The 23,399-nt window shown below is 59.7% G+C and carries 16 protein-coding genes; 12 read left to right on the forward strand and 4 right to left on the reverse strand.

The genetic code is table 11. From position 1 onward, the window contains the following. Nucleotides 1–8 precede the first annotated feature (8 nt). The 3 genes from tssM to F3I44_RS04035 all read right to left on the reverse strand — a co-directional run bounded on the left by tssM (nucleotide 9) and on the right by F3I44_RS04035 (nucleotide 3,917). Nucleotides 9–2,123 carry a type VI secretion system membrane subunit TssM gene (gene tssM, locus F3I44_RS04025; RefSeq protein WP_150019300.1) on the reverse strand — a complete coding sequence of 705 codons (2,115 nt, stop codon included), beginning with the start codon at nucleotides 2,121–2,123 and terminating at the stop codon, nucleotides 9–11. Then, nucleotides 2,123–3,340: a type IVB secretion system protein IcmH/DotU gene (gene icmH, locus F3I44_RS04030; protein WP_150015474.1), complete on the reverse strand. Its 1,218-nt coding sequence runs from the start codon at nucleotides 3,338–3,340 to the stop codon at nucleotides 2,123–2,125. The genes tssM and icmH overlap by 1 nt, the downstream gene beginning before the upstream one ends. Before the next feature lie 85 nt (nucleotides 3,341–3,425). Further along, on the reverse strand, nucleotides 3,426–3,917 hold the full coding sequence (locus tag F3I44_RS04035) for an SH3 domain-containing protein (protein ID WP_190285887.1): 492 nt from the start codon (nucleotides 3,915–3,917) through the stop codon (nucleotides 3,426–3,428). Between the two features lie 487 nt (nucleotides 3,918–4,404). Between F3I44_RS04035 and F3I44_RS04040 the strand changes: the two genes are divergently transcribed. From F3I44_RS04040 to cobA, 7 genes are all read left to right on the forward strand, one after another. Further along, nucleotides 4,405–5,616, forward strand: coding sequence for a nitrate regulatory protein (locus tag F3I44_RS04040; RefSeq protein WP_150015475.1), 1,212 nt, complete (start codon nucleotides 4,405–4,407; stop codon nucleotides 5,614–5,616). A gap of 262 nt (nucleotides 5,617–5,878) precedes the next feature. After that, a complete protein-coding gene (locus F3I44_RS04045; protein WP_150019313.1) occupies nucleotides 5,879–7,129 on the forward strand; it encodes a CmpA/NrtA family ABC transporter substrate-binding protein in 1,251 nt (416 codons plus the stop codon). 11 nt (nucleotides 7,130–7,140) lie between these two features. Further along, a complete protein-coding gene (gene ntrB, locus F3I44_RS04050; RefSeq protein WP_150015476.1) occupies nucleotides 7,141–8,013 on the forward strand; it encodes a nitrate ABC transporter permease in 873 nt (290 codons plus the stop codon). A gap of 10 nt (nucleotides 8,014–8,023) precedes the next feature. Next, on the forward strand, nucleotides 8,024–8,815 hold the full coding sequence (locus F3I44_RS04055; RefSeq protein ID WP_003853115.1) for an ABC transporter ATP-binding protein: 792 nt from the start codon (nucleotides 8,024–8,026) through the stop codon (nucleotides 8,813–8,815). A 10-nt stretch (nucleotides 8,816–8,825) separates the two neighbouring features. Then, entirely contained in the window at nucleotides 8,826–12,890 is a 4,065-nt protein-coding gene (gene nirB / locus F3I44_RS04060) for a nitrite reductase large subunit NirB (protein WP_150015477.1), read from the forward strand. Further along, on the forward strand, nucleotides 12,887–15,505 hold the full coding sequence (locus F3I44_RS04065; RefSeq protein ID WP_150019301.1) for a nitrate reductase: 2,619 nt from the start codon (nucleotides 12,887–12,889) through the stop codon (nucleotides 15,503–15,505). The genes nirB and F3I44_RS04065 overlap by 4 nt, the downstream gene beginning before the upstream one ends. Continuing rightward, entirely contained in the window at nucleotides 15,505–16,386 is an 882-nt protein-coding gene (cobA, locus tag F3I44_RS04070) for a uroporphyrinogen-III C-methyltransferase (RefSeq protein ID WP_150015479.1), read from the forward strand. Before F3I44_RS04065 ends, cobA begins: the two co-directional genes overlap by 1 nt. A gap of 642 nt (nucleotides 16,387–17,028) precedes the next feature. On the opposite strand, the gene F3I44_RS04075 is transcribed toward cobA, so the two are convergent. Continuing rightward, nucleotides 17,029–17,841, reverse strand: coding sequence for a DeoR/GlpR family DNA-binding transcription regulator (locus tag F3I44_RS04075; protein ID WP_150012682.1), 813 nt, complete (start codon nucleotides 17,839–17,841; stop codon nucleotides 17,029–17,031). Nucleotides 17,842–18,192: 351 nt separating this feature from the next. Here F3I44_RS04075 and F3I44_RS04080 point away from each other — a divergent pair, with 351 nt between their 5' ends. From F3I44_RS04080 to F3I44_RS04100, 5 genes are all read left to right on the forward strand, one after another. Continuing rightward, nucleotides 18,193–18,990, forward strand: a complete 798-nt coding sequence (locus tag F3I44_RS04080) for a GolD/DthD family dehydrogenase (protein WP_150012684.1) — start codon at nucleotides 18,193–18,195, stop codon at nucleotides 18,988–18,990. Nucleotides 18,991–19,045: 55 nt separating this feature from the next. Next, nucleotides 19,046–19,981, forward strand: coding sequence for a D-ribose ABC transporter substrate-binding protein (locus F3I44_RS04085; protein ID WP_150012686.1), 936 nt, complete (start codon nucleotides 19,046–19,048; stop codon nucleotides 19,979–19,981). Nucleotides 19,982–20,026: 45 nt separating this feature from the next. After that, the gene (locus F3I44_RS04090; protein ID WP_150012688.1) at nucleotides 20,027–20,638 is read left to right on the forward strand and encodes a DUF2291 family protein; all 612 of its coding nucleotides are present in this window, start codon (nucleotides 20,027–20,029) and stop codon (nucleotides 20,636–20,638) included. A gap of 10 nt (nucleotides 20,639–20,648) precedes the next feature. Then, nucleotides 20,649–22,181 (forward strand): sugar ABC transporter ATP-binding protein, encoded by a 1,533-nt coding sequence (locus tag F3I44_RS04095; protein WP_150012690.1) that lies wholly within the window; start codon nucleotides 20,649–20,651, stop codon nucleotides 22,179–22,181. A gap of 142 nt (nucleotides 22,182–22,323) precedes the next feature. Beyond that, complete coding sequence (locus F3I44_RS04100) at nucleotides 22,324–23,391, forward strand: ABC transporter permease (RefSeq protein WP_150012692.1); 1,068 nt, start codon at nucleotides 22,324–22,326, stop codon at nucleotides 23,389–23,391. Nucleotides 23,392–23,399: the final 8 nt, after the last annotated feature.

Here is a 23,399-nt window from a genome sequence, read left to right on the forward strand (position 1 = left end):
CCTCACCATTACTCGCTTTGCGAGTGTGATCGCGCAGCCGGGTGCAGCGGTGCTGCCGCCAGCACGCTGCCCGCCTGGCCCGCGATTTTAAGATTGTCTGCCAGCTTGCGCATCATCAGTGCATTGTCACGCGCATAAGGCGATGACTGAATCTGCTGATCCAGCAGCTGGCTCAGGTGCCAGTCGAGCTGCTGCAGATCGCGGGCGCTTACCGTATCGGGCAGCGAGCGCTGTAAGTTTTGCAGCAGCCAGGCCCGTAAAAATTCGCCATCGTAATTGCGCGGTTGATAGAGCATCTGATACGCGCGCAGCGCATTGCGGCTGTAGGCGTTATCATCACCCGGATCGTTGCGCAGAATGTTGGTGATCTGCTGGGCCACGCGCGGCAGCAGCAAAGACTTAAGCGCATTTTGATAAAGTACCCAGGCGGCATCGCTGACCTGACTGCCGCGATATAAGCCTGCCCGCATAGTAAGCGGCGGATTATCGAGAGAAAAACGTTCCGACAGCGGCAGCTTCACCAGGTTGTTAAGAAAGGGTAGCAGATCAAAAATATTATCAGCAGGCTGATGAATCACCTGCTGACTCTGCTCACGAATAGCGGGTACGCGCGCGGCCACCTGTTGCAGATAGTGCTGATTCTGGTAGTAGCTGATGCTCCACAGGCTGGAGGCGATCAACAGCGCGCCTGCCAGCACGCCGTAGCCAATCCAGTGGAACAGCTGATTGCGATACTCCCAGCGGCGATTACTGCCCGCCAGTCCGCTCTCTTTAAAGATCAGATCGCTCAGCAGGTCACGAATAAAGAAGCTCTGGCCTTTGTTGCCGGGAATCGGACTATTGCGGTTAACGCTGTCCCAGGCGGCAATTGAATGTTCGCCCGCCTGACGTAACTGGAGTTTACGGCTCAGTTCACCCATCACCCGATCAAACGGCAGGCCTTCCTGCGTGCCGCTGGTAAAGAAGAGGCCGCGCGGGCTCCAGGCAACGGCATCCTGATGATCAGAAAAAACGATATCCAGATACTCGTTCAGCAGCGGACGCAGTGAGGCGAACTCCTGCGGGAAGAGGAAGCATTCAGCGCGCTCATTCAGATCGCGCTCCTGAGTCATCTGCTCCGCCAGCTGCTGCTGAAGCTGCTCTTCCAGCCGCTGAAACTGCTGGCCAAAATGACGATGCCAGTCATCTCTGTGCGGCTTGCTCGTCTCCCGGTTAAACGTAAAGCCCCAGATAGCGTCACGCCGCGCTTTATCGATGTTGCCGAAGTAGCTCATAAAGCCTTTCAGCAAATCAGTTTTGGTGACCATCACATAGACCGGGAAGTGAATCCCCGTCTGCTGATGCAGTTCCGCCATGCGCTCGCGCAGCGCGCTGGCCTGGGCAAAACGCGCTTCGGCGGAATCGCTCAGCAGATCGGCCACGCTGATGGTCATGATGACACCGTTAATCGGCTGGCGGGTGCGATAGCGTTTCAGCAGATTGATAAAACTGTGCCACTCCGCGGCATCGCGCACGCGCTGGCTCTCCTGCAGCGCATAACGCCCCGCGGTATCAATCAGCACTGCGCTGTCGGTAAACCACCAGTCGCAGTTGCGGGTGCCGCCGACGCCACGAATCGCCTGTTTACCCAGCGTATCGGTCAGCGGGAAATCGAGGCCCGCATTAAACAGCGCGGTGGTTTTACCCGCACCGGGCGCACCCATCACCAGATACCAGGGCAGCTGGTAGAGATAATTGGCATTAAAGCGCGCAAGCAGATTGCCGCTGTGACGCCGGCCAAACTGGGTGCGTTTTAGCTGCATCGCTGCTTCGCTGAAGCGCTGATTAAGCCGCTCTTCAGTCATCTGACGCTCCGCCGGATCGTCGTTGCCCGCCAGCTGAAGCTGGGTGAGTAAGCGGCTGTTAAACCAGGCACGATAAAGTGACGGGATCAGCTGGAACAGGATCCAGAGAAAATAGAGAGCGCTCACGGTGAGCTGGCGAGGCAGCACCGGTTCCAGGGGACGCGACTCGTTCCATGTCCAGAACGGCCCCAGCATCCAGACCAGGCAGCTCAGCGCCGTGACGCCAATAAAGCTCCACAGCAGGCGATGCGTTAACAGCAGACGAAGGGAAGCGCGCATTATTGTGCTCCTTGATGATTACTGAGCGTTTCAGGCGCGGCAAACAGGGTGATCTCAACGCGGCGGTTACGGGTGCGGTTTTCGCTGCTGTCGTTGGGCAGCAGCGGGTCACTGTCGCCGCGGCCTTCAGAGCGTACCGTATGACCATCCTCCAGCTGCAGCTGCAACAGCTGGGTGATTGCGCGGGCGCGGGCGAATGAGAACTCGTAGCTGGAGGCAAAACGGTTGTTATCCACCGGATGATCGTCGGTAAACACTGACACCAGAATGGTGCCTTTCACATCTTTCATCGCGGTTGAGACGCGGGCCAGCAGCGCGCGGCCTACCGGATTGATGACCGTGCCTTGCTCGGCAAAAAGTTTGTCTGCGGGGATAATCACTTTACTGCCAAAAGCACCATCGCTGACTTCTAGCTGTCCGGCAGCGATCACATCGTTCAGTCGCTGACGCAGATCGAGCAGCGCCTGCGGAGAAGAGGGACGGCGGCCCGCAGTAATCTGCGGCAGCGGAGTCTGGTAGAGGGTACGCAGCAGCGGTTCGGCAGCGTTGCCGAGCCGCCAGTTCAGTCCGCTGTAGATCAGGCAGCCAATGAGCGCGACCAGCATGGCGCAGGCCCAGAGCGGCACCATCGGGCGGGCGAGGGTACTGACGAGCGGATGCACCTCGACCAGCGGAGGTTGCGGCGTCTGTCGCTGGGCGCGTGTCTCGTCAATCAGGCTTTTCAGGCGCTTACGGATACCGTCGCACTGGGCGCGGCCATTTTCACTGCCGCGATAGCGGCCTTCATAGCCCAGCAGCAGGCAATATTGCACCACTTCCAGCAGCCAGAGGTGTTGTTGTGGGCTTTGTGAAATGCGCGACAGCAGCTGAAAGAATTTCTCGCCGCCCCAGCTTTCATTGTGAAAGGTCACCAGCATGCCGTTGCCCGACCAGACGCCACGCGTGCCCCAGGGGGTTTGCGCAGCGGCTTCGTCCAGCGCGCTGCAGATGCAGTAACGCGCGCCGATAATCATCTCAAACGGCAGCCCTGCCTGTTTACAGCGTTGTTCAAACTGGCGGATTTCATCGATCAGAGACTGGCGCAGACCCGCAGGGTCATCATGGGTGGCTGCCCGACGAATTTGCACCACCGCATTCAGCAGTGGCGCCGCAGCCTGAAGTAATAGATTCTCATTGCCTGAGGGGGTCGCCTCACGCGCAGGGGATTCCACAGTCATTAATTCGTGATCTTCCAGCCAATGGCAAATCCCTGTACCCGCAGCACAGGAGGGTGCTGCGGGCAATATGCGCCGGATTTCATATTCAGTCTAAGATCCAGGTCGCGGTATCGTTAGTCCGACAGGCTTTACTCGCGCCGCCGACGGCCACGCAGACCTGTTTCGCTTTGCGCGGGCGGGGACGATCGCTCTGCACTGTGGCATCGTAACGACTGCTCTCTACGCCCGCTTTTAACGGTACATAACCAATTAACGGGCCATCAGCCTGGTCAGCAATCGCCAGCCAGCTGTGCTCCACATTACCTAATACTTCAAACGGTTTACCCGTTTCGAGATAGCGAACGACTTTGCCGCCGTAATCCGGCGAGGTCATGACCGAGGCACCATAGAGCGCCCGCCAGGTCTGATTGACCGGCTCAAATTCAGTCGGTGCCACGACAGCGTGTCGATGGACCAGTTTGACGCCGTTAATTTCGCTGGTGACCAGCGTATCGTCAGTGACGGGCGGCGGCGGGGCCTTACAGCCTGCCAGGGTAAGCACCGCCAGCAGTGTTAACGCAAGACTCTTTTTCACCATGTTCCTCGTGATCTCATCAAAGTATCTGCATATTGCCAGGCCCGATGCATGAGGCGCTGTTTTTCGCGCCGCATCGTGCCAAAAGTCTGTTGTTCAAAAAAAGTTCAGATTACATCAGGATAGTTACGCGTTTAGTCTACCTAAGACTTTTGAGAATTCAAACCATTGCACCCACTGGCGATGCGTGATAGCAGGCGCTTTAGGGGCGGGCTGCGATATAAGAAAAGCGCCAGACAATGTGATAGTTAAAGCGAACTGTATTATCGCAGTGACAAACTGGTTGAGAACAGTGCCGCGCATTCTGACATGCAATGGATCCGATTGGAAACTATTAAGCCTTTCTAATCGTTGGTTACCGATAAAATTTATCTCTTCACCTAAAGAATCTTATCAAAATCAGAATTTACGCGCCGGATACGCCCGCCTTTTTTCCGGAAAGCGGCACGCCTTTTGCTTCAGAAAGGTTTTAACGGCGGAAAGGTGAAACATGGATGCTCTGACCTGGCTGCAGGCATCGCGTGACAGCGATATTGCCAGCCTGCAACGACTGCTTGAGACCGGCGAGCTGATGGCCGCCGTCAGTGAGCTGGTACATCGGCTGCAGCGGGAACGCGGCGCAAACAATCTCTGGATCTGCTCCGGTGGCACGCTGTTCAGCGCCGAGCGTGACGCCCGTCAGCAGGAGGTCAGCGCCGGTCTGCACCATTTTTATCAGGCACTGCCGCCTGCCACCGCACAACCCGGTTTCAGTCGATTCTGCAACCTGATTGCAGCTGCCCTGCAGGCGCTGGCGGGATTACCGCTGCTGCGTCAGCAAATCAGCCAGCATGAGCGGGATCAGGCTGCGGCGATGGCGGCGTTTAATCAGGTTATCCGCACCTTGCTTAATCTGGTGTTTGAGGCAGCCGACACTGCCAGCGATCCCGATATCTCGCGTGCACTGATCGCGCTGTTCAGCTTTATGCAGGGCAAAGAGCTGGCAGGACAGGAGCGGGCCATCGGCTCAGCCGGCTTTGCGGCGCAGCACTTCACGTCTGAGCAGCGCAGCCAGATGGTGGCGCTGATTGCGGCTCAGGAGCAGAGCTTTACGACTTTTCGGGAGTTTGCCGACAGCGCCGCCTGTGAACGCTGGCAGCCAATGTCTCAGGCCAGCCGGGATATCGAACGGCTGCGGCGCATCGCCTGCACCGGTAGCCAGTATGATGAAACCGGCGCGCTGGAGTGGTTTTCCCTGCTCTCCGAGCGGCTGGACCAGATGAAAACCCTGGAGGATGCCCTGACGGCCACGCTGATGCAGCGCTGTCGTGAGGCGATAGAGCAGGCGCAGCAACAGGCGGCATCGCCTGTCGTGCAGGGCGACAGCAACTTCGCGCTCTACATCTGCGGGGCTGACTGGCTGCCCGGCGCGTCAACGCTCAACAGTGACGGACTGGCCCCGCAGCTCGGGCGCTCGGTGCTGTCGCTGATTGGTGAGCAGTCGCAGCGACTGCAGCAGCAGGCGGATGAGCTGGCATCGATGCGCGCGTCACTCGACGAGCGACGAGTGATTGATCAGGCCAAATACTGGCTGATGCAGCAGCAGGGTTTCACCGAAGAGGCTGCCTGGCAGGCGCTGCGCAAAAGCGCCATGAATCAGAATAAGCGTGTACTGGAGATCGCGCAGGCAGTGCTGGCCGTTGCGAAGACCCTGAGCAACTAACCCGGACGAGGTAGCTGCACAACCTTTGTGCGTGATCTGCGTCAGAAACGTGCAAAAAAGGTTAATTATTCAGCAGTGCATCACCGTATGCCAGATTTAACGCGGCTTCAGCGATCTGGCACACCCTTTGCTTTAACCTTACAGAGAGTACGCATTGCTCCCGCCAATGGCGGTGGGGTCAGTGCTTTGGATAAAGGCGTCCATCCGCAGGCTTCGGCTTGTCGGAGGACGCCTTTTTTTATTTCTGTTCAGGGGCAACATGATGAGCAAAACGCCATTATCACTGACACGACGTCAGGCGCTGATCTCCGGTGCGGCGCTGGGTGCGGCCTGGATCGTGCCGGGATTACGAAATGCGGTCTGGGCAGCAGGCTCCGATGCGCCAGAAAAGGCGCAGGTGCGGGTCGGCTTTATTCCGCTTACCGATTGCGCGCCGGTCGTTATGGCGTCGGTAAAAGGCTTCGATAAGAAGTATGGCCTGACATTGCAGGTCAGCAAAGAGGCGAGCTGGGCGGCGGTGCGCGACAAGCTGACCTCCGGCGAACTGGATGCGGCTCATGTGCTTTACGGCATGATCTACGCGCTGCAACTGGGTGTCGCGGGGCCGCAGCACGACATGGCGAACCTGATGACGCTCAATCACAACGGCCAGGCGATCACCCTGTCGAACCAGCTGAAAGCCAGTGGCGTTACCGATGCGGCCAGCCTGAAAAAAGCCGTTGATGGCAGCCCGAAAGGCAGCCTGACCTTCGCCCACACCTTTCCTACCAGCACGCACGCCATGTGGCTCTACTACTGGCTGGCCAATGCCGGCATTCATCCGTTTGACGATGTGCGCACCGTGGTCGTGCCGCCGCCGCAGATGGTGATGAACATGAAGATTGGCAACATGAGCGGCTACTGCGTCGGCGAGCCGTGGAACCAGCGTGCCATCAGCGACAACATCGGCTTTACCATCGCCACCAGCCAGCAGATCTGGCCGGAGCATCCGGAAAAGGTGCTCGGCACCCGCGCGCAGTGGGTGAAAGAGAACCCCAATACGGCCCGCGCGCTGACTGCCGCGGTGCTGGAGGCGGCGCGCTGGATCGATGCCTCAGACGATAACCGCCGTGAAACCGCGCAGGTGTTAGCCGGTCGAGCCTGGATCAACACCAAAGTGGAGACGCTGCAGGGGCGGATGCTCGGTCAGTATCAGAACGGGCTGGGACAGTCGTGGCAGGACGCGCATCCGATGCGCTTCTTCGACAACGGCAACGTCAGTTTTCCGTGGCTCTCGGATGGCATGTGGTTCCTGACCCAGATGAAACGCTGGGGACTGCTCACCAGCGATCCCGATTACCTTGCCGTGGCCCGCCAGATCAACCGCATCGACATCTATAAACAGGCCGCCAGCGCCGTCGGGCAGATTGCACTGCCCGCCAGTGAGATGCGCAGCAGCACCCTGATCGACGGTAAGGTCTGGGATGGCAGCAATCCTGCCGCCTACGCCGCCAGTTTCGCTATCAAACGTTAAGAGAGGTTGCTATGAAAACTGACGCGCGCGCCCTGGCGCAGCCGGTACAAACCCCCGGCAGTGCCACCGTTATTCCGTTACAGATCACCCCGAAAGCCGCCGTGCGTCCGGCACGGCTACGTCCGTTTTTGCAGCGCTGCATCCCGGCTGCGGGCGGCCTGCTGCTGATGTTGCTGGTGTGGCAGATCGCCGCCTTGTCCGAACCCTCGTTTCCCTCGCCTTATGCGACCTGGCAGGCCGCGCAGGTGCTGTTCGCTGACCCGTTCTACAGCAATGGTCCCAACGATCAGGGCATCGGCTGGAATGTGCTGGCCTCCCTGCAGCGCGTCGCCATCGGCTTCGGCCTGGCTGCGCTGGTGGGCATTCCGGCCGGTTTTCTGCTGGGGCGCTTTACCTTTATGGCGCGGATGTTCAATCCGATTATTGCCTTACTGCGTCCGGTCAGTCCGCTGGCCTGGCTGCCAATTGGACTGCTGCTGTTCCAGCGCGCCGAACCGGCCGCCAGCTGGACCATTTTCATCTGTTCGATCTGGCCAATGATCATCAACACTGCCGAAGGGGTGCAGCGCATTCCGCAGGACTACCTCAACGTGGCGCGGGTGTTACAGCTCTCGGAATGGACGGTGATGCGCCGGATTCTGCTGCCCGCCGTGCTGCCTGCGGTGCTCACCGGAGTGCGTCTCTCTATCGGCATCGCGTGGCTGGTGATTGTGGCCGCCGAAATGCTGACGGGCGGGCTGGGGATTGGCTTCTGGATCTGGAACGAGTGGAACAACCTCAACGTGGCAAACATTCTGATCGCCATTCTGATTATTGGTGTGGTCGGGCTGCTGCTGGAGCAGGGGCTGATGCTGCTCGCGCGTCGTTTCAGCTGGGAAAAATAAGGAGAACATCATGCAGCAACACATTATTCGCGTTCAGCAGGTGAGTCAGCGTTTTAACACCGCCAGCGGCGAGTTTCTGGCGCTGGACAACGTCAGCTTTGATATCCACGAAGGCGAAACCCTGAGCCTTATCGGCCATTCCGGCTGCGGCAAATCGACGCTGCTCAATCTGATTGCCGGATTAACCCGTCCCAGCAGTGGTGTGCTGCTGTGCGATAACCGCGAAATTACCGGACCGGGTCCCGAGCGTGCGGTGGTGTTTCAGAACCATTCGCTGCTGCCGTGGCTGACGGCATTTCAGAACGTCGAACTGGCGGTGCAGCAGGTGTTTAAAGGGCGCTTCAGCAAAGCGGAGATGCGCGACTGGATCGAACACAACCTTAATCGGGTGCAGATGAGCCACGCCATGCACAAGCGGCCTGGCGAAATTTCCGGCGGCATGAAGCAGCGCGTTGGCATTGCCCGGGCGCTGGCGATGAAGCCGCGCGTGCTGCTGCTGGATGAGCCATTTGGCGCACTGGATGCCTTAACCCGCGCTCACCTGCAGGACAGTGTGATGCGCATCCAGCAGGAGCTGAACACCACCATTGTGCTGATCACCCATGACGTGGATGAAGCGGTGCTGCTCTCCGATCGGGTGTTGATGATGACCAACGGCCCGGCGGCGCAGGTCGGCGAAATACTTACGGTCGACCTGCCGCGTCCGCGGTCGCGGGTCGCGCTGGCGGATGAGCCGCGCTACCACCAGCTGCGCCAGAAAGTGCTGCATTTCCTCTATGAAAAACAGACCACGGCAGCCTAAGGAACACATTATGAAGCAACGGTTGCTGGTGATAGGTAATGGCATGGCGGGCATGCAGATGGTGGAGAGCCTGCTGCAGCGTGCGCCGCTGCGTTACGCCATCACGGTCATTGGCCGTGAGCCGCACGGCAACTACAACCGCGTGCTGCTGTCGCCGGTGCTGGCGGGTGAAAAGTCCTTCAGTGACACCGTCATCCACGACCGCGACTGGTATCAGCGGCACGGCGTGACGCTGCTGACCGGTGAAACCGTGCAGCAGGTCGATCTGGCCGCGCGTACGGTGCAGACCGATCAGCGCCAGCTCGGCTGGGATCGGCTGGTGTTTGCCACCGGTTCACAGCCCCGTCTGCCCGCGATCCCCGGTATTGATGCCGGTCACGTACTCGGTTTTCGCAGCATCGCCGACGTCCGGCAACTGCTGGCGGGTCAGGGACCGGTGGTGATCCTGGGCGGCGGCTTTCTCGGCATTGAAGCGGCGGCGGCACTCTGCGCCCGTGGCCGCGAGGTCACGCTGGTGCATCACAAACCCTGGCTGCTGGACCGCCAGCTGGATGCCAAAGCGGGCGAGCTGCTACTGACGGCATTAGCGCAGCGCGGTATCCACTGCGTACTGAACAGTGGCATCACGGCGATTGACGAGGCGGGCGTGACGCTGACCTGCGGGCGTCGCTGCGCCGCCACGCAGGTAGTGATTGCCATCGGTGTTCAGCCTGAGGTGACGCTGGCGCTGGCGGCGGGCTTACCGTGTCAGCGCGGGATTATTGTTGATGGTCAGCTGCGCAGCGCCATTCCTGATGTTTACGCGGTGGGCGAGTGCTGTGAAATCGCGGGTGAAACCTTTGGCCTGGTCACGCCCTGCCTGGCGCAGGCAGAGATTCTGGCGGCGCAGCTGGCCGCATCGCCGCTGGCGGATTTCGTCAGTGAGCCGCTGGCGACGCGACTTAAGGTCAGCGGCATTTCGCTGTTCAGCGCAGGTGATGTCAGCGAGGCACCGTCCATCCGCAGTTTTGATCCGATCTCCGGCGACTATCGCCGACTTTTTCTCCGTCAGGGTCGCCTCTGTGGCGTGCTGCTCTCTGGCGATACCCGGCAGGGCGCGGCGTGGCTGGAACGTCTGCAGCGCGCCGAGCCTGTCACGCTCGATACCCTATTCGATCACGATCAACCTGAACCGCAGCCACCGGCTGCAGAGAGTCCTGAGATGAGTAAACCGGTTTTAGCCGTGATTGGTCACGGCATGGTCAGTCACCACTTTCTTGAACAGCTGGTTGCCCGCGAACTGCATCGGCACTATCACATCGTGGTTTACGGCGAGGAGCGTCAGCAGGCTTACGACCGCGTGCACCTGTCGGACTATTTCAACGGCAAAACGGCCAGCGATCTGTCGCTGGTCGGCGCGGACTTTTTTGCCCTGCACGGTATCGAACTGCGCAGTGGCTGCACGGTTGTAGCCATTGATCGCCAGCAGCGCAGCCTGCGTGACAGCGCGGGCAGTGAGCTGGCGTGGGATAAGCTGGTGCTGGCGACCGGCTCACGCGCGTTCGTCCCGCCGGTGCCGGGTCATGATGGTGAACGCTGCTTTGTCTATCGCACGCTGGACGACCTTGATGCCATTGCCGCCTGCGCCCGCCATAGCCAGCGCGGTATCGTGATTGGCGGCGGCCTGCTGGGTCTGGAGGCGGCGAATGCGCTGCGGCAGCTCGGGCTGGAGACGCACGTTGTGGAGTTCGCGCCACGTCTGATGGCAGTGCAGCTCGATGAGGGCGGGGCGCTGATGCTGCGCCAGAAGATCGATGCACTGGGCGTCACCGTTCACACCGCAAAACAGACCGAGCTGATCGCGCAGCAGCCCGATGGCAGCGTGGTGCTGCACTTTGCTGACGGCGGCCATTTACCCGGCGATCTGGTGCTGTTCTCCGCGGGAATCCGCCCGCGCGATGAGCTGGCGCGTGAGGCGGGCCTGACGCTGGGAGCGCGCGGCGGCATTGAGATTAACGATCGCTGCCAGACCAGCGATGATGACGTGTTTGCCATTGGGGAATGCGCGCTGTGGAACGGCCAGATCTTTGGCCTGGTCGCGCCGGGATATCAGATGGCACGGGTGCTGGCCGGGCATCTGGCGGCTGAATCCGCCGCATTCAGCGGCGCGGACATGAGCACGAAACTGAAACTGCTGGGTGTGGAGGTGGCGTCGTTCGGTGATGCCCATGGCCGCACGCCGGGCAGTCAGCATTATCACTGGACCGACGGGCCAAAAGGCGTTTACAAAAAAATCGTGGTCTCTGCGGAGGGCACCCGACTACTGGGCGGCGTACTGGTCGGGGACAGCAGCGATTACGCCACGCTGCTGCAGATGATGCTCAACGATTTACCCTTGCCTGCCGCGCCGGAGAGCCTGATCCTGCCTGCGCTGGCCGGCGCGCCGAAAGCGCCGGGCGTTGCGGCATTGCCCGACAGCGCTCAGGTCTGCTCCTGTCATAACGTCAGCAAAAGCGACATCTGCGCAGCGGTGAAAGGCGGATGCGGTGAGATGAGTAGCATCAAGAGCTGCACCAGAGCGGCCACTGGTTGCGGCGGCTGTGCGGCACTGGTGAAGCAGGTGATGGAGTTTCAGCTGGAAACTCTCGGCGTCGAGGTGAAAAAAGATGTCTGCGACCACTTCAGCTATTCCCGCCAGGAGCTTTATCACCTGGTGCGGGCCGGTGAGTTCAGAACGTTTGATGCGCTGCTGGCCTCACACGGCAAGGGTCAGGGCTGCGAAGTGTGCAAGCCATTGGTGGGGTCGATTCTTGCCTCCTGCTGGAACGACTATCTCCTGAAACCGGCGCACCTGCCGCTGCAGGATACCAACGACCGCTATTTCGCCAACATCCAGAAAGATGGCACCTATTCCGTGGTGCCGCGCGTTCCGGCGGGAGAAATTACGCCGCAGGGGCTGATCGCCATTGGTGAAGTGGCCGCGCGTTATGACCTTTACACCAAAATCACCGGCGGGCAGCGTATCGACCTGTTTGGCGCGCGGCTCGATCAGCTGCCCGCTATCTGGCAGACGCTGCTTGAGGCCGGTTTTGAAACCGGCCACGCCTACGGCAAGTCGCTGCGCACCGTGAAATCCTGTGTCGGATCCACCTGGTGCCGCTACGGCGTGCAGGACTCGACCGCCTTCGCCATCACACTGGAGAACCGTTACAAGGGACTTCGCGCCCCACATAAAATCAAGATGGCGGTTTCGGGCTGTACCCGCGAGTGTGCGGAAGCGCAGAGCAAAGATATCGGCGTGATCGCCACCGAAAAGGGCTGGAATCTCTATGTCTGTGGCAATGGCGGCATGAAGCCGCGCCATGCCGACCTGTTTGCCAGCGATCTCGACGATGCCACGTTGCTGCGCTATGTCGACCGTCTGCTGATGTTCTATATCCGAACTGCCGATCGGCTGCAACGCACCAGCGTCTGGCTGGACAATCTGGAAGGGGGGCTCGAATACCTGCGTCAGGTGGTGATTGAGGACAGCCTTGGGTTGGGTGCAACGCTGGAGCAGGAGATGCAGCGGGTGGTGGAGGCGTATCAGTGCGAGTGGCAGACCACGCTGGCGGATCCGTCGCGGCTCGCGCTGTTTACGCCGACGATCAACAGCGAGCAGCCCGATGAAACCCTGCACTACAGCCGGGTACGCGGTCAGCGGCAGCCTGAAGCCTTGGCTGCGCGTCCGCTGCTGCAACTGCCCGCCGGGGCGTGGAGCGCAGTCTGCGCACTGGAGGCGATTCCGCCTGAAGCAGGGATTGGGGCGCGGCTCGGCAGCGAACGTGTTGCGCTGTTCCGCTTTGGCGACGCGCTCTATGCGCTGGAGGATCGTGAGCCTGGCAGCGACGCCAGCGTGCTGTCGCGCGGGATTCTGGGTGATGTCGGCGGCGAGCCGGTGGTGATCTCTCCGCTCTACAAGCAGCGGGTGCGGCTGCGTGACGGGCAGAGTCTGGATAATCCGCAGCATCAGTTGCGCTGCTGGCCGGTGAAGCTGGAAGCAGGGCAGATCTGGCTGGCAAACCGTCCGCAAAATCCGCTGGCGCAGGCATCATGAACAGCACCTGTCCCTATTGCGGCGTTGGCTGTGGCGTCTGCGTCACGTCGCAGGGTAATCATCAGGCAACGGTGACTGGCGATCCGCACCATCCCGCTAACGCAGGCCGGTTGTGCGTTAAGGGCGCGGCGCTGGGCGAGACGCTGACGCCACAGGGGCGTCTTCTTACCGCTCAGGTTAACGGCCAGCCGGTCAGCTTTGATGCGGCGCTGGATGCGGCAGCGGCGGGATTGCGTGCGGTGATCGATCAATATGGTCCGCAGGCGGTGGCGTTTTATGGCTCCGGGCAGTTGCTGACCGAGGATTACTACGTTGCCAATAAGCTGATGAAGGGCTATATCGGTGCCGCCAATATTGATACCAATTCGAGGCTCTGTATGGCATCAGCCGTAGTCGGCTATAAGCGGGCGCTGGGAGCGGATGCGGTGCCCTGCTGTTATGACGATCTGGAACAGGCGGATCTGGTACTGCTGGTAGGGTCCAATGCCGCCTGGGCGCATCCGGTAGTCTGGCAGCGGCTGATGCAGGCGAAGCAGCAGCGACCGGCGATGCGCATAGTCGTTATCGATCCACGCCGCACGGCCAGTTGCGATCAGGCCGATCTGCATCTGCCGCTGCGTCCCGGCAGTGATGCGGCGCTGCTTTCCGGTCTGTTGCACTGGCTGGCGCAGCAGGATGGCCTTGATAGCAGCATGCTGCCGCACCTGAATGGCGTGAGTGAAACCCTGGCCGCCGCCGCGCAGTGGGATGTGGCGCGGGTCGCAGAGACCTGTGATTTAACGGAACAGCAGGTGACGCACTTTTTCCGGCTGTTCAGCCAGCACGATCGGGTGCTGACGCTGTGGTGCATGGGGATCAATCAGTCAACCACCGGCAGCGATAATAACCAGGCGATTCTGAATCTGCATCTCCTGACGGGCAAAATAGGCCGTGCGGGCTGCGGGCCTTTTTCGCTGACCGGACAGCCAAATGCCATGGGCGGTCGCGAAGTGGGCGGTCTGGCGAACCAGCTGGCGGCGCACATGAATTTTACAGACGAGGATTGCGATCGGGTGCAGCGTTTCTGGCGCAGTCCGGCGATGGCCCGCCAGCCGGGGCTGACCGCGCTGGATCTCTTCAGCGCGATTGCCGAAGGTGAGGTGAAGGCGGTATGGATTATGGGCACGAATCCGGCGGTATCGATGCCGGAGGGAAACCGTGTGGCGCAGGCGCTGGCGGCCTGTCCGCTGGTCATTGTCTCGGATGTGATGGCGCAGACTGATACCAGCGCTTTTGCCGATATTCTGCTGCCCGCCCAGGGCTGGGGCGAGAAGAACGGCACAGTCACCAATTCAGAGCGACGTATTTCGCGGCAGCGCGCCTTTGCCGCCGCACCAGGTGATACCCGGCCTGACTGGTGGCTGCTGGCGCAGGTGGCGCAGCGGTTGGGGTTCCGTGAGGGATTTAACTGGCAGCATCCGTCGGAGATTTTCTGCGAGCACGCGGCGCTGTCGGGGTTTGAGAATGACGGTCAGCGGGCGTTTGATATCAGCGGGCTGGCGCAGTTGAGCCAGGCCGAATGGGATGCGCTGCGTCCGGTTCAGTGGCCGGTAAATGCTGCTCATCCGCAGGGCTGTGCGCGGTTGTTTGGCGATCGCCGCTTTTTTCACCCGGACGGGAAAGCCCGGCTGCTGGTCCCGGCCACGCCCGCCTTAACCCGGCGTGATGCGGCTTATCCGCTCTTGATGAACAGCGGTCGGGTGCGCGATCAGTGGCATACCATGACGCGCACCGGGCTGGTGCCGCGTCTGATGCAGCATTGTGATGAGCCATTTGTGGCGCTGCATCAGGCTGACGCTGCGCAGTATGGCGTGACGGCAGGCGGTCTGGCGCGGGTGCAGTCGGTGCAGGGCTGGATTAGTGCGCGGGCGCGCACTGATGCCGGGATGCGGCGCGGCGAGCTGTTTGTGCCGATGCACTGGAACCGGCAGTTCAGTCAGCAGAGTCACGTCGATATGCTGGTCGCCGCCCGCGCCTGTCCGTTTTCAGGGCAGCCTGCGCTGAAGCAGACGCCGGTGCGGATCCTGCCGTTGACGGTGAGCTGGCAGGGCTGGCTGTGGCAGCGCGGGATTGAGCGGCCCGCAGGCTTGCGTTACTGGTCGCGCGTACCCTATCCGGCGGTGCAGCGCTATGCGGTCGCAGGCGAGGGATTACCGCAGGTGTGGCTGGCGGAGCATGTCGATTTGTCAGGCCTGGATCTGCAGCTCGCCACTGGCAGCGGCAATGATTACCGGCTGCTGGCATGGCGTGATGGGGAGTTGCAGCTGGCGTTTTATGCCGGATCCATGTTGCCATCGATTGATAGTGCATTTGTCGCGGCGGTCTTTGCGGATGCGCCGCAGGACGCTGCCGGGCGGCACAGCGTGCTGGCGGGTCAGGCGATGCAGCGCAGCGCAGCAGGCCGGATTATCTGTAGCTGTATGGGGGTGGGCGAGCAGACAATTTTGCAGGCGGTGGCGCAGGGGTGTCGTACCACTCAGGCGCTAGGCCGGAAGCTGAAGTGCGGTACGCAGTGTGGCTCCTGTATTCCGGAGCTGAAGCAGTTGTTGCTGTCCGACGTGGTTGTGGAGGAATGATGACGCGAGCGATTGATTCTCTGGATAAGTTACTGGCCCCGGTCGGTGTGGCAAAGCAGCAGGGTGCGGTGTGGCTGGTGGGCGCAGGCCCTGGCGATGTGGAGTTGCTGACGGTGAAGGCGTTGCGGTTGCTGCAGCGGGCTGAAGTGGTGGTGTATGACCGGCTGGTGAGTGAAGCGGTGATGGCTGAAGTGCCGGAGAGCGCGTTATGCATTGACGTGGGTAAGCAGCCGGGGAAGCACGGGCTGAAGCAGGCGCAGATTAATCAGCTGCTGGTGGATCTGGCGCGCAACGGGCGGAATGTGATCCGGCTGAAGGGGGGCGATCCCTTTATTTTTGGGCGCGGTGGCGAGGAGATGGTGAGTCTGCAGCAGGCCGGGATCCGCTGTGAGGTGGTACCGGGCATTACAGCGGCGGTGGGCTGTGCGGCGGCCAGCGGGATTCCGCTGACGCATCGGGACTGTGCGCAGTCGTTGCGGTTGATTACCGGCCATGGCCGGAGTGGCGAGCCGCAGCTGGATGCAGTCGCACTGGCGGCGGTGAATCAGACGCTGGTGTTCTATATGGGATTGAGCTGGAGTGCGTCGATCAGTACGCAGTTGCAGGCGCAGGGGCGCGATGCCGGGACGCCGGTGGCGATTATTGAGAACGGCACCCGGCCGGATCAGCGGGTGTTGATTACCACGCTGGGAGGGCTGGCGGAGACGGTGGCGCAGGAAAAGCCGGTTTCGCCGTCGCTGCTTGTGGTAGGTGAGGTCGTGCGGTTCTATCGGGCGGATTTGCAGGTGCGGGATGATGTGACGGAGAGCCGATGCGATGTGCAGGAAGTCGGGTGTGTCGTGCAGGAAGTACGATGCGTCGTGCAGGAAAAGCCTGCCTGATCGCAAAGGAACCCCGCATCCCTGCGGACTGGGCTCGCCATCCCTGGCTCGCACACTTTGCTCTTCAGGCAGGCCATTCCTGCACTGTTGGCAATAGTGCGGGGTTTTGCGGTGAGGGTCTGGAATCAGGTGCAGGCAGGTCTGGGTAAGAAGGCAGGAAGGGTTTGAAGAGTCGGTGTGTCGTGCAGGAAGTACGGTGCGTCGTGCAGGAAAAACCTGTCTGATCGCAAAGGAATCCCGCATCCCTGCGGACTGGGCTCGCCATCCCTGGCTCGCACACTTTGCTCTTCAGGCAGGCCATTCCTGCACGGCTGGCGATGGTGCGGACGTTTTGCGAAAGCGGGTCTGGAATCAGGTGCAGGCAGGTCTGGGTAAGAAGGCAGGAAGGGTTTGAAGAGCCGGTGCGTCGTGCAGGAAGTACGTTGCGTCGTGCAGGAAAAGCCTGCCTGATCGCAAAGGAATCCCGCATCCCTGCGGACTGGGCTCGCCATCCCTGGCTCGCACACTTTGCTCTTCAGGCAGGCCATTCCTGCACGGCTGGCGATGGTGCGGGTTTGCGGCAATGCCCGCGCTTTCATGCGCCTGAAATTCTCGTTTCTCAGTGCCTGGAATCACTCACGGCACTTCGGTACGGAAGTTCAATTACATCGCCCGCTTCAGCGGCAGCGGAGCCACCAGCACTTTCACGCCCAGGGCCTCAAACGCTTTGACCTGCATGGGGCTGATGCCGCTGTCGGTAATCAGGTAGTGGATGTTGCTCCAGTCACAGGGCAGCGCGAACATAGAAACCTTGTCGATTTTGCTGGAGTCTGCCACCACGTAAACCGTGCTGGCGGATTTGATCATCGCCAGTTTTACCTTGATGTCCGTTTCGCTGGGGAAGCTCAGGCCCAGACGCGGTGAGATGCAGGCGGTAGCCAGAAAGAGTTTTTCGGCCAGCACATTTTCGAAAAAGCTGGCCGCTTTCTCGCCCGAGGTGGAGAGCGTCGGAAACTTAAAGGTGCCGCCGGTCAGCAGGATGTTGATACCCGGCTCGCCGCCCAGTTTCAGGGCGATATTGACCGCCGTGGTCACCACGGACAAACGGCGGATGTGGCTGATGGCGTCGGTAATCGCGGTAGTGGTAGTACCGGAATCGAAAATCACCGTGTCGCCATTTTCGATATGCTGCGCCGCCAGTCGGCCAATTGCCTCTTTCTCTTCCAGATGGATCTGCCGCTCCAGCAGCATCGCGCCGGTATTCTGCTTGCCCGTCATCAGCGTTGCGCCACCGTGGTAGCGCTGCACAAACCCCTGTTTTTGCAGCATGCGCAGGTCGCTGCGTAATGTGGCTTCGGTCAGTCCAAAGGTCTCGGTCAGCGCTTTGACCGTGACCGTACCATCCTCACGGATCATCTCCAGAATTTTCTCGCGGCGTTGCTGCATGTCAGCGAACTGCTCACTTTTGCTTTTCAATCGAAATGCTCCCTTTTTCATTAACCTGATGGCTTGGGCGAACAAGGTCTCTGTGGCTGAGTTTAACGCGCCATTTTTATGAATGCGAGATGACCTGACAGACCTGTCGTTTTCGAACGAAAATAAATAATCAGCAGGTTATTGAATCTCTCAGGCTTTCCCGATTGCAGCAGGACAGCTTTATTTCGGGACTGGAAGCCAGATCACGTCTTTTCAATCAGATATGCCGCTTTGAACAGCAGATGGTCGAAATTTGATCTGCTCCACATATCATTTCTTTTCGATAGCTTATATTTTTGTTCGAAAATGATTGGATTGTTCGTATCAGCAAAAATCAGGGGGAAGAGTGGGATGAGTGGTGAATATGACGTAAACCTGCGCTACGGCGTGGATACCGCAATGAATCTGGCCGGTAAGGTGGCGGTGGTGACCGGCGGACTGGGCGGCATCGCCATGGCGACCAATGGCATGCTGCTGGAGAAGGGCGCGCGTCTGGCACTGCTCTATCCGCCGTTTGAAGCGGAGAAAGTTGCCAGTCTGCAGGCGGACTTCGCAGCCGATCGGGTGCAGTTTGTCTGCTGTGATGTCACCGAGCCCGCGTCGGTGGAAAAGGCGTTTGACGCGGTGGTTTCCCACTATGGCCGCCTCGATATTCTGGTCAACTGCGCAGGCTACGTGATGCTGCAGCCGGTAATTGAGACTGATTTTGCCGAGTGGCAGAAGCAGATCGCGGTGAACCTCACCGGGCCTTTCCTCTGCTCGCAGGCGGCCGCACGGCTGATGATTCGTGCCGGTGCGGGCGGCAAGATTATTAATATCGCCTCCCAGGCGGCGTCCATCGCCATCGATAACCATGTCGCCTATACCTCCGCCAAAGCGGGCCTGCTGGGCATGACCAAAGTGATGGCTAAAGAGTTTGCTCCGCATCGCATCAACGTGAATACCCTGTCGCCCACCGTGGTGCTTACGCCGATGGGTGAGAAAGCCTGGCGCGGCGAGAAAGGCGAGCAGATGAAAAAGCTGATCCCGCTGGGGCGCTTTGCCTATACCGATGAGATCGCCGCCGCCGTGCTGTTCTTCGCCAGCAACGGTAGCGACATGATTACCGGTGCCGATTTGATGATCGATGGTGGCTTCACCATCTGGTAAGGCCAATCCAACACCCGGAACTTCATCCCCTGCCATAACGATAAGAGAGAACATCATGAAAAACCGTACCCTGCTGTGTAGTGCCGTGGCTGCCTGCCTGGTCTCTCAGGCGGTGTTTGCCGCCGAAAAAGGCACCATTATGATTCTGGTTAACTCACTCGATAATCCCTACTACGCCTCTGAAGCCAAAGGTGCCGATCTCAAAGCGCAGTCGCTGGGCTACAAAACTACGGTGCTATCGCACGGCGAAGATGTGAAGAAGCAGAGCGAACTGATCGATGCCGCTATTGGTAAGAAAGTGCAGGGTATCGTGCTGGATAACGCCGACTCCACCGCCAGCGTGGCGGCGATCAAAAAAGCCAAAGATGCCGGCATTCCGGTGGTGCTGATCAACCGTGAAATTCCGGTAGATGATGTGGCGCTGGCGCAGATTACCCACAACAACTTCCAGGCCGGTTCAGATGTGGCCAACGTCTTTGTCGAAAAGATGGGGGAAAAGGGCAAATACGCCGAGCTGGCCTGTAACCTGGCCGACAACAACTGTGTGACTCGCTCAAAATCGTTCCATCAGGTGCTGGATCAGTATCCCGACATGCAGAGCGTGGCGCGACAGGATGCCAAAGGCACCCTGATCGATGGTAAGCGCATTATGGACAGCATCCTGCAGGCGCACCCGGATGTGAAAGGCGTAATCTGCGGTAACGGTCCGGTCGCGCTGGGTGCCATTGCGGCGCTCAAGGCAGCCGGTCGCAACGATGTCATCGTGGTGGGAATTGATGGCAGCAACGATGAACGCGATGCGGTGAAAGCCGGCACGCTGAAGGCCACGGTGATGCTGCAGGCGCAGGCGATTGCCGCTGAAGGCGTGACCGATCTCGATAACTTCATTCAGAAAGGCGTGAAGCCGGAGAAACAGCGGGTGATGTTCCGCGGCATTCTGATTACCCCGGAAAACGCCAAAGGCGTCCAGGACTTTAACTACAAGTCGTAATTAACCGCTGTCGCGCCTGCGCGAGCGGGTGCCAGGGAGAAGAAGATGTCACGAAGAGTCTGGCTGACGCTGATGGTCATGCTGTTAGGCGGCTGCAAAATTGTGTCGCAGCAGGAGCTGGCTGACCTGAAAAATCCCCCCAATCCGAAGATGGCCAACATCGACCAGCTCTGGCAGCAGAAGCTGGTGCCGCAGGTCCAGGCGGAGGCGAAACCGCTGGCGACGCTGATGTCGTCGCTGCAATCTGCCAAAGACTTTGACAGCGCCTGTCAGACCTACGGCTATCGCAGTCAGGCTGAGAATCCCTGTGTCTTCAGCGTTTCCGTTCGCGGCGAGGTAACGGCTGTCAATACCACTTCCCGCAGCGGAAAGATGACCGTGAAGGATGAATCAGGTGACAGTGTCACTATTCAGGTCGGGCCAATCATTCGTGGCACGGCGCTGCGCGATGTCTATAAGGGCGCGAGTTATCAGGACTTCAACGATCAGGTGCTGTTTGGTGATTACGGTAAGGCGATTAATCAGCACGCCTCAGCCCTGATGCAGCAGTTCGCACCTAAAGTGGGCGACAAAGTGAGGGTCAGCGGCGTGTTCAGCAGCTGGGACATTCCGCAACAGCTGCCGGATATCACTCCGGCTGCCATCACCCGGCAATAAGGAGCGGCAGATGCAAAATCCGCAACCGCAAACGTCCGGCGACGTGATTATCGAAACGCGCAACGTGTCGCGTCTTTATCCCGGCGTGACCGCACTCGATCAGGTCAGCTATCGCGTTTATCGCAACAAAGTAAATGTCCTGATCGGGGAGAACGGGGCCGGTAAGTCCACCATGATGAAGATGCTGGCGGGGGTGGAAACGCCGTCGTCGGGCGAGATCCTGCTGGATGGCAAGGTGGTGTCGCTGAACTCAACCCATCAGGCGGAGAAGCAGGGGATCAGCATCATTTTTCAGGAGCTGAATCTGTTTCCCAACATGAACGTGATGGACAACATTTTTATCGCCAACGAGTTTTTCCAGCGCGGCGTCATCAATGAAAAGTATCAGTATGCGCTGGCGAAGTCGCTACTGGATCGGCTGCAGCTCGATGTCGATCCCTATGCACCGCTGGGCGAGCTGGGCATTGGGCATCAGCAACTGGTGGAGATTGCCAGAGCGCTGTCGAAGGATACCCGGGTACTGATCATGGATGAACCCACCAGTGCCCTGAGCCAGTCGGAAGTGAAAGTGCTGTTCAATGTCATCGATCAGCTGAAGCGACGCGGTGTCACCATTATCTACATTTCTCACCGGCTGGAAGAGCTGATGGAGATAGGCGATCACATCACCATTTTTCGCGATGGCCGTTTTATCAGTGAGCGCGAGGTGCGCGATGCCAGCGTGCCGTGGATTATCGCCCAGATGGTGGGCGATAAGAAAAAACAGTTCGACTATCAGCCTGCGTCACAGGGGGAAACGGTGCTGGAGGTTGAGGGGCTGACCGCGCTGCATCAGAACGGCGGCTACAGGCTTAATGAGGTCAGTTTCAGCCTGCGCAAAGGCGAGGTGATCGGCATTTATGGACTGCTGGGCGCGGGACGCACGGAGCTGTTTAAGGGGCTGATTGGGCTGATGCCCTGTCAATCGGGCCGGGTCCGGCTGTCCGGTAAGGATCTGGCGAAACGCAGTTTTCAGCAGCGGCTGAAAAGCGGCATCGCCCTGGTACCCGAAGATCGCAAAGGCGAAGGAGTGATTGAACTGATGTCGATCACCGCCAACATGACACTCTCTGATTTCAGCCTGCGCGGTTTTCGTCGGGCGCTGGGGCGGGTAAATCCGGCCCGGGAGCAGCAGCGGGTCAGTGAGATGATCGGCCATCTGGCAATCAAAGTCAGCGATCCCGACCTGCTGGTGACCGCGCTGAGCGGGGGTAATCAGCAGAAGGTCGTGCTGGGTAAAGCGCTGATGACCGGGCCGCAGGTTGTGTTGCTGGATGAGCCAACGCGCGGCATCGATGTGGGTGCCAAAACTGACGTCTATCACCTGATTGGCAATCTGGCTCAGCAGGGGCTGGCCGTGATGTTCTCATCGTCCGAGCTGGATGAGGTGATGGCGCTGGCGGACCGCATTTTAGTGATGGCCGATGGCCGGATAACGGCCGATCTGCCTCGTGCAGCGGCAACGAGAGAACATCTGATCGCGGCATCAACCCCGCAGGATTAAGCGCCTGGCCCATTGGGCTATTTTATTCGTCAGTCTGAACCTGAGCAGTGTCGTGTTTACCGGGTTATTCCGCGCGCCGTGTTCAGACTGCCTGCAACCATTACGCCTGCTGGGCCAGACGCTAAGCTGGCCGGAGAATGTCATGAACCAAAAGTATCTGCTCTATATGTACCTCCTCAAGGCGCGCACCTTTATTGCGCTGCTGATTGTGGTCGGCTTCTTCAGCGTGATGGTGCCGAACTTTCTGACTCCCTCTAACCTGTTGATCATGACGCAGCACGTGGCCATAACCGGGCTGCTGGCGATAGGGATGACGCTGGTGATCCTCACCGGCGGTATCGATCTCTCGGTGGGGGCGGTCGCCGGAATCTGCGGCATGGTGGCGGGCGCGCTGCTGACCAATGGCATCCCGTTATGGGGCGGCAATACGCTGTTTCTCAACGTGCCGGAGGTGATTCTGGTGGTGGCGATCTTTGGCGTGCTGGTGGGCCTGATTAACGGCACGGTGATCACCCGACTGGGCGTGGCGCCCTTTATCTGCACCCTGGGGATGATGTATGTGGCACGCGGGGCGGCACTGCTGTTCAACGACGGCAGCACCTACGCCAACCTGGTGGGCATGCCCGCGCTGGGCAACACCGGCTTTGCCCTGCTGGGTTCCGGCACCGTGCTGGGCGTGTATCTGCCGATCTGGTTGATGCTCGGCTTCTTACTGCTCGGCCTCTACCTGACGCGCAAAACCCCGCTGGGCCGTTACATCTACGCCATTGGCGGCAATGAGTCCGCCGCGCGGCTGGCGGGCGTGCCGATTATTAAAGTGAAAATTTTTGTCTACGCCTTTTCGGGCCTCTGCGCCGGATTGGTCGGGCTGGTGGTGGCGTCTCAGTTGCAGACCGCGCATCCAATGACCGGCAACATGTTTGAGATGGACGCTATTGGTGCCACGGTGCTGGGCGGCACGGCGCTGGCGGGCGGACGTGGGCGGGTGTCCGGCTCGATTATTGGCGCGTTCGTTATCGTTTTCCTGGCCGATGGCATGGTGATGATGGGCGTCAGCGATTTCTGGCAGATGGTGATTAAAGGCCTGGTGATTGTCACAGCCGTTGTGATCGACCAGTTCCAGCAACGTCTGCAAAGCAAAGTGGTGCTGCTGCGTCGCCATGAAAAAAAGCAGCAGGCAGCACCTCTCACTGATGTTCGTCACAGTTAACAGGAGCA

Source organism: Pantoea sp. F_5, from assembly GCF_008631595.1.
GTDB lineage: Bacteria > Pseudomonadota > Gammaproteobacteria > Enterobacterales > Enterobacteriaceae > Pantoea > Pantoea gossypiicola.

Bases quoted from the DNA above. Each gene is read 5' to 3' on its own strand.
- F3I44_RS04055 (WP_003853115.1), top strand. From the start codon at position 8,024: ATGCAGCAACACATTATTCGCGTTCAGCAGGTGAGTCAGCGTTTTAAC.
- F3I44_RS04085 (WP_150012686.1), top strand. From the start codon at position 19,046: ATGAAAAACCGTACCCTGCTGTGTAGTGCCGTGGCTGCCTGCCTGGTC.
- F3I44_RS04065 (WP_150019301.1), top strand. From the start codon at position 12,887: ATGAACAGCACCTGTCCCTATTGCGGCGTTGGCTGTGGCGTCTGCGTC.
- cobA (WP_150015479.1), top strand. From the start codon at position 15,505: ATGACGCGAGCGATTGATTCTCTGGATAAGTTACTGGCCCCGGTCGGT.
- F3I44_RS04090 (WP_150012688.1), top strand. From the start codon at position 20,027: ATGTCACGAAGAGTCTGGCTGACGCTGATGGTCATGCTGTTAGGCGGC.
- F3I44_RS04035 (WP_190285887.1), bottom strand. From the start codon at position 3,917: ATGGTGAAAAAGAGTCTTGCGTTAACACTGCTGGCGGTGCTTACCCTG.
- tssM (WP_150019300.1), bottom strand. From the start codon at position 2,123: ATGCGCGCTTCCCTTCGTCTGCTGTTAACGCATCGCCTGCTGTGGAGC.
- F3I44_RS04095 (WP_150012690.1), top strand. From the start codon at position 20,649: ATGCAAAATCCGCAACCGCAAACGTCCGGCGACGTGATTATCGAAACG.
- nirB (WP_150015477.1), top strand. From the start codon at position 8,826: ATGAAGCAACGGTTGCTGGTGATAGGTAATGGCATGGCGGGCATGCAG.
- ntrB (WP_150015476.1), top strand. From the start codon at position 7,141: ATGAAAACTGACGCGCGCGCCCTGGCGCAGCCGGTACAAACCCCCGGC.
- icmH (WP_150015474.1), bottom strand. From the start codon at position 3,340: ATGACTGTGGAATCCCCTGCGCGTGAGGCGACCCCCTCAGGCAATGAG.
- F3I44_RS04045 (WP_150019313.1), top strand. From the start codon at position 5,879: ATGAGCAAAACGCCATTATCACTGACACGACGTCAGGCGCTGATCTCC.
- F3I44_RS04040 (WP_150015475.1), top strand. From the start codon at position 4,405: ATGGATGCTCTGACCTGGCTGCAGGCATCGCGTGACAGCGATATTGCC.
- F3I44_RS04100 (WP_150012692.1), top strand. From the start codon at position 22,324: ATGAACCAAAAGTATCTGCTCTATATGTACCTCCTCAAGGCGCGCACC.
- F3I44_RS04080 (WP_150012684.1), top strand. From the start codon at position 18,193: ATGAGTGGTGAATATGACGTAAACCTGCGCTACGGCGTGGATACCGCA.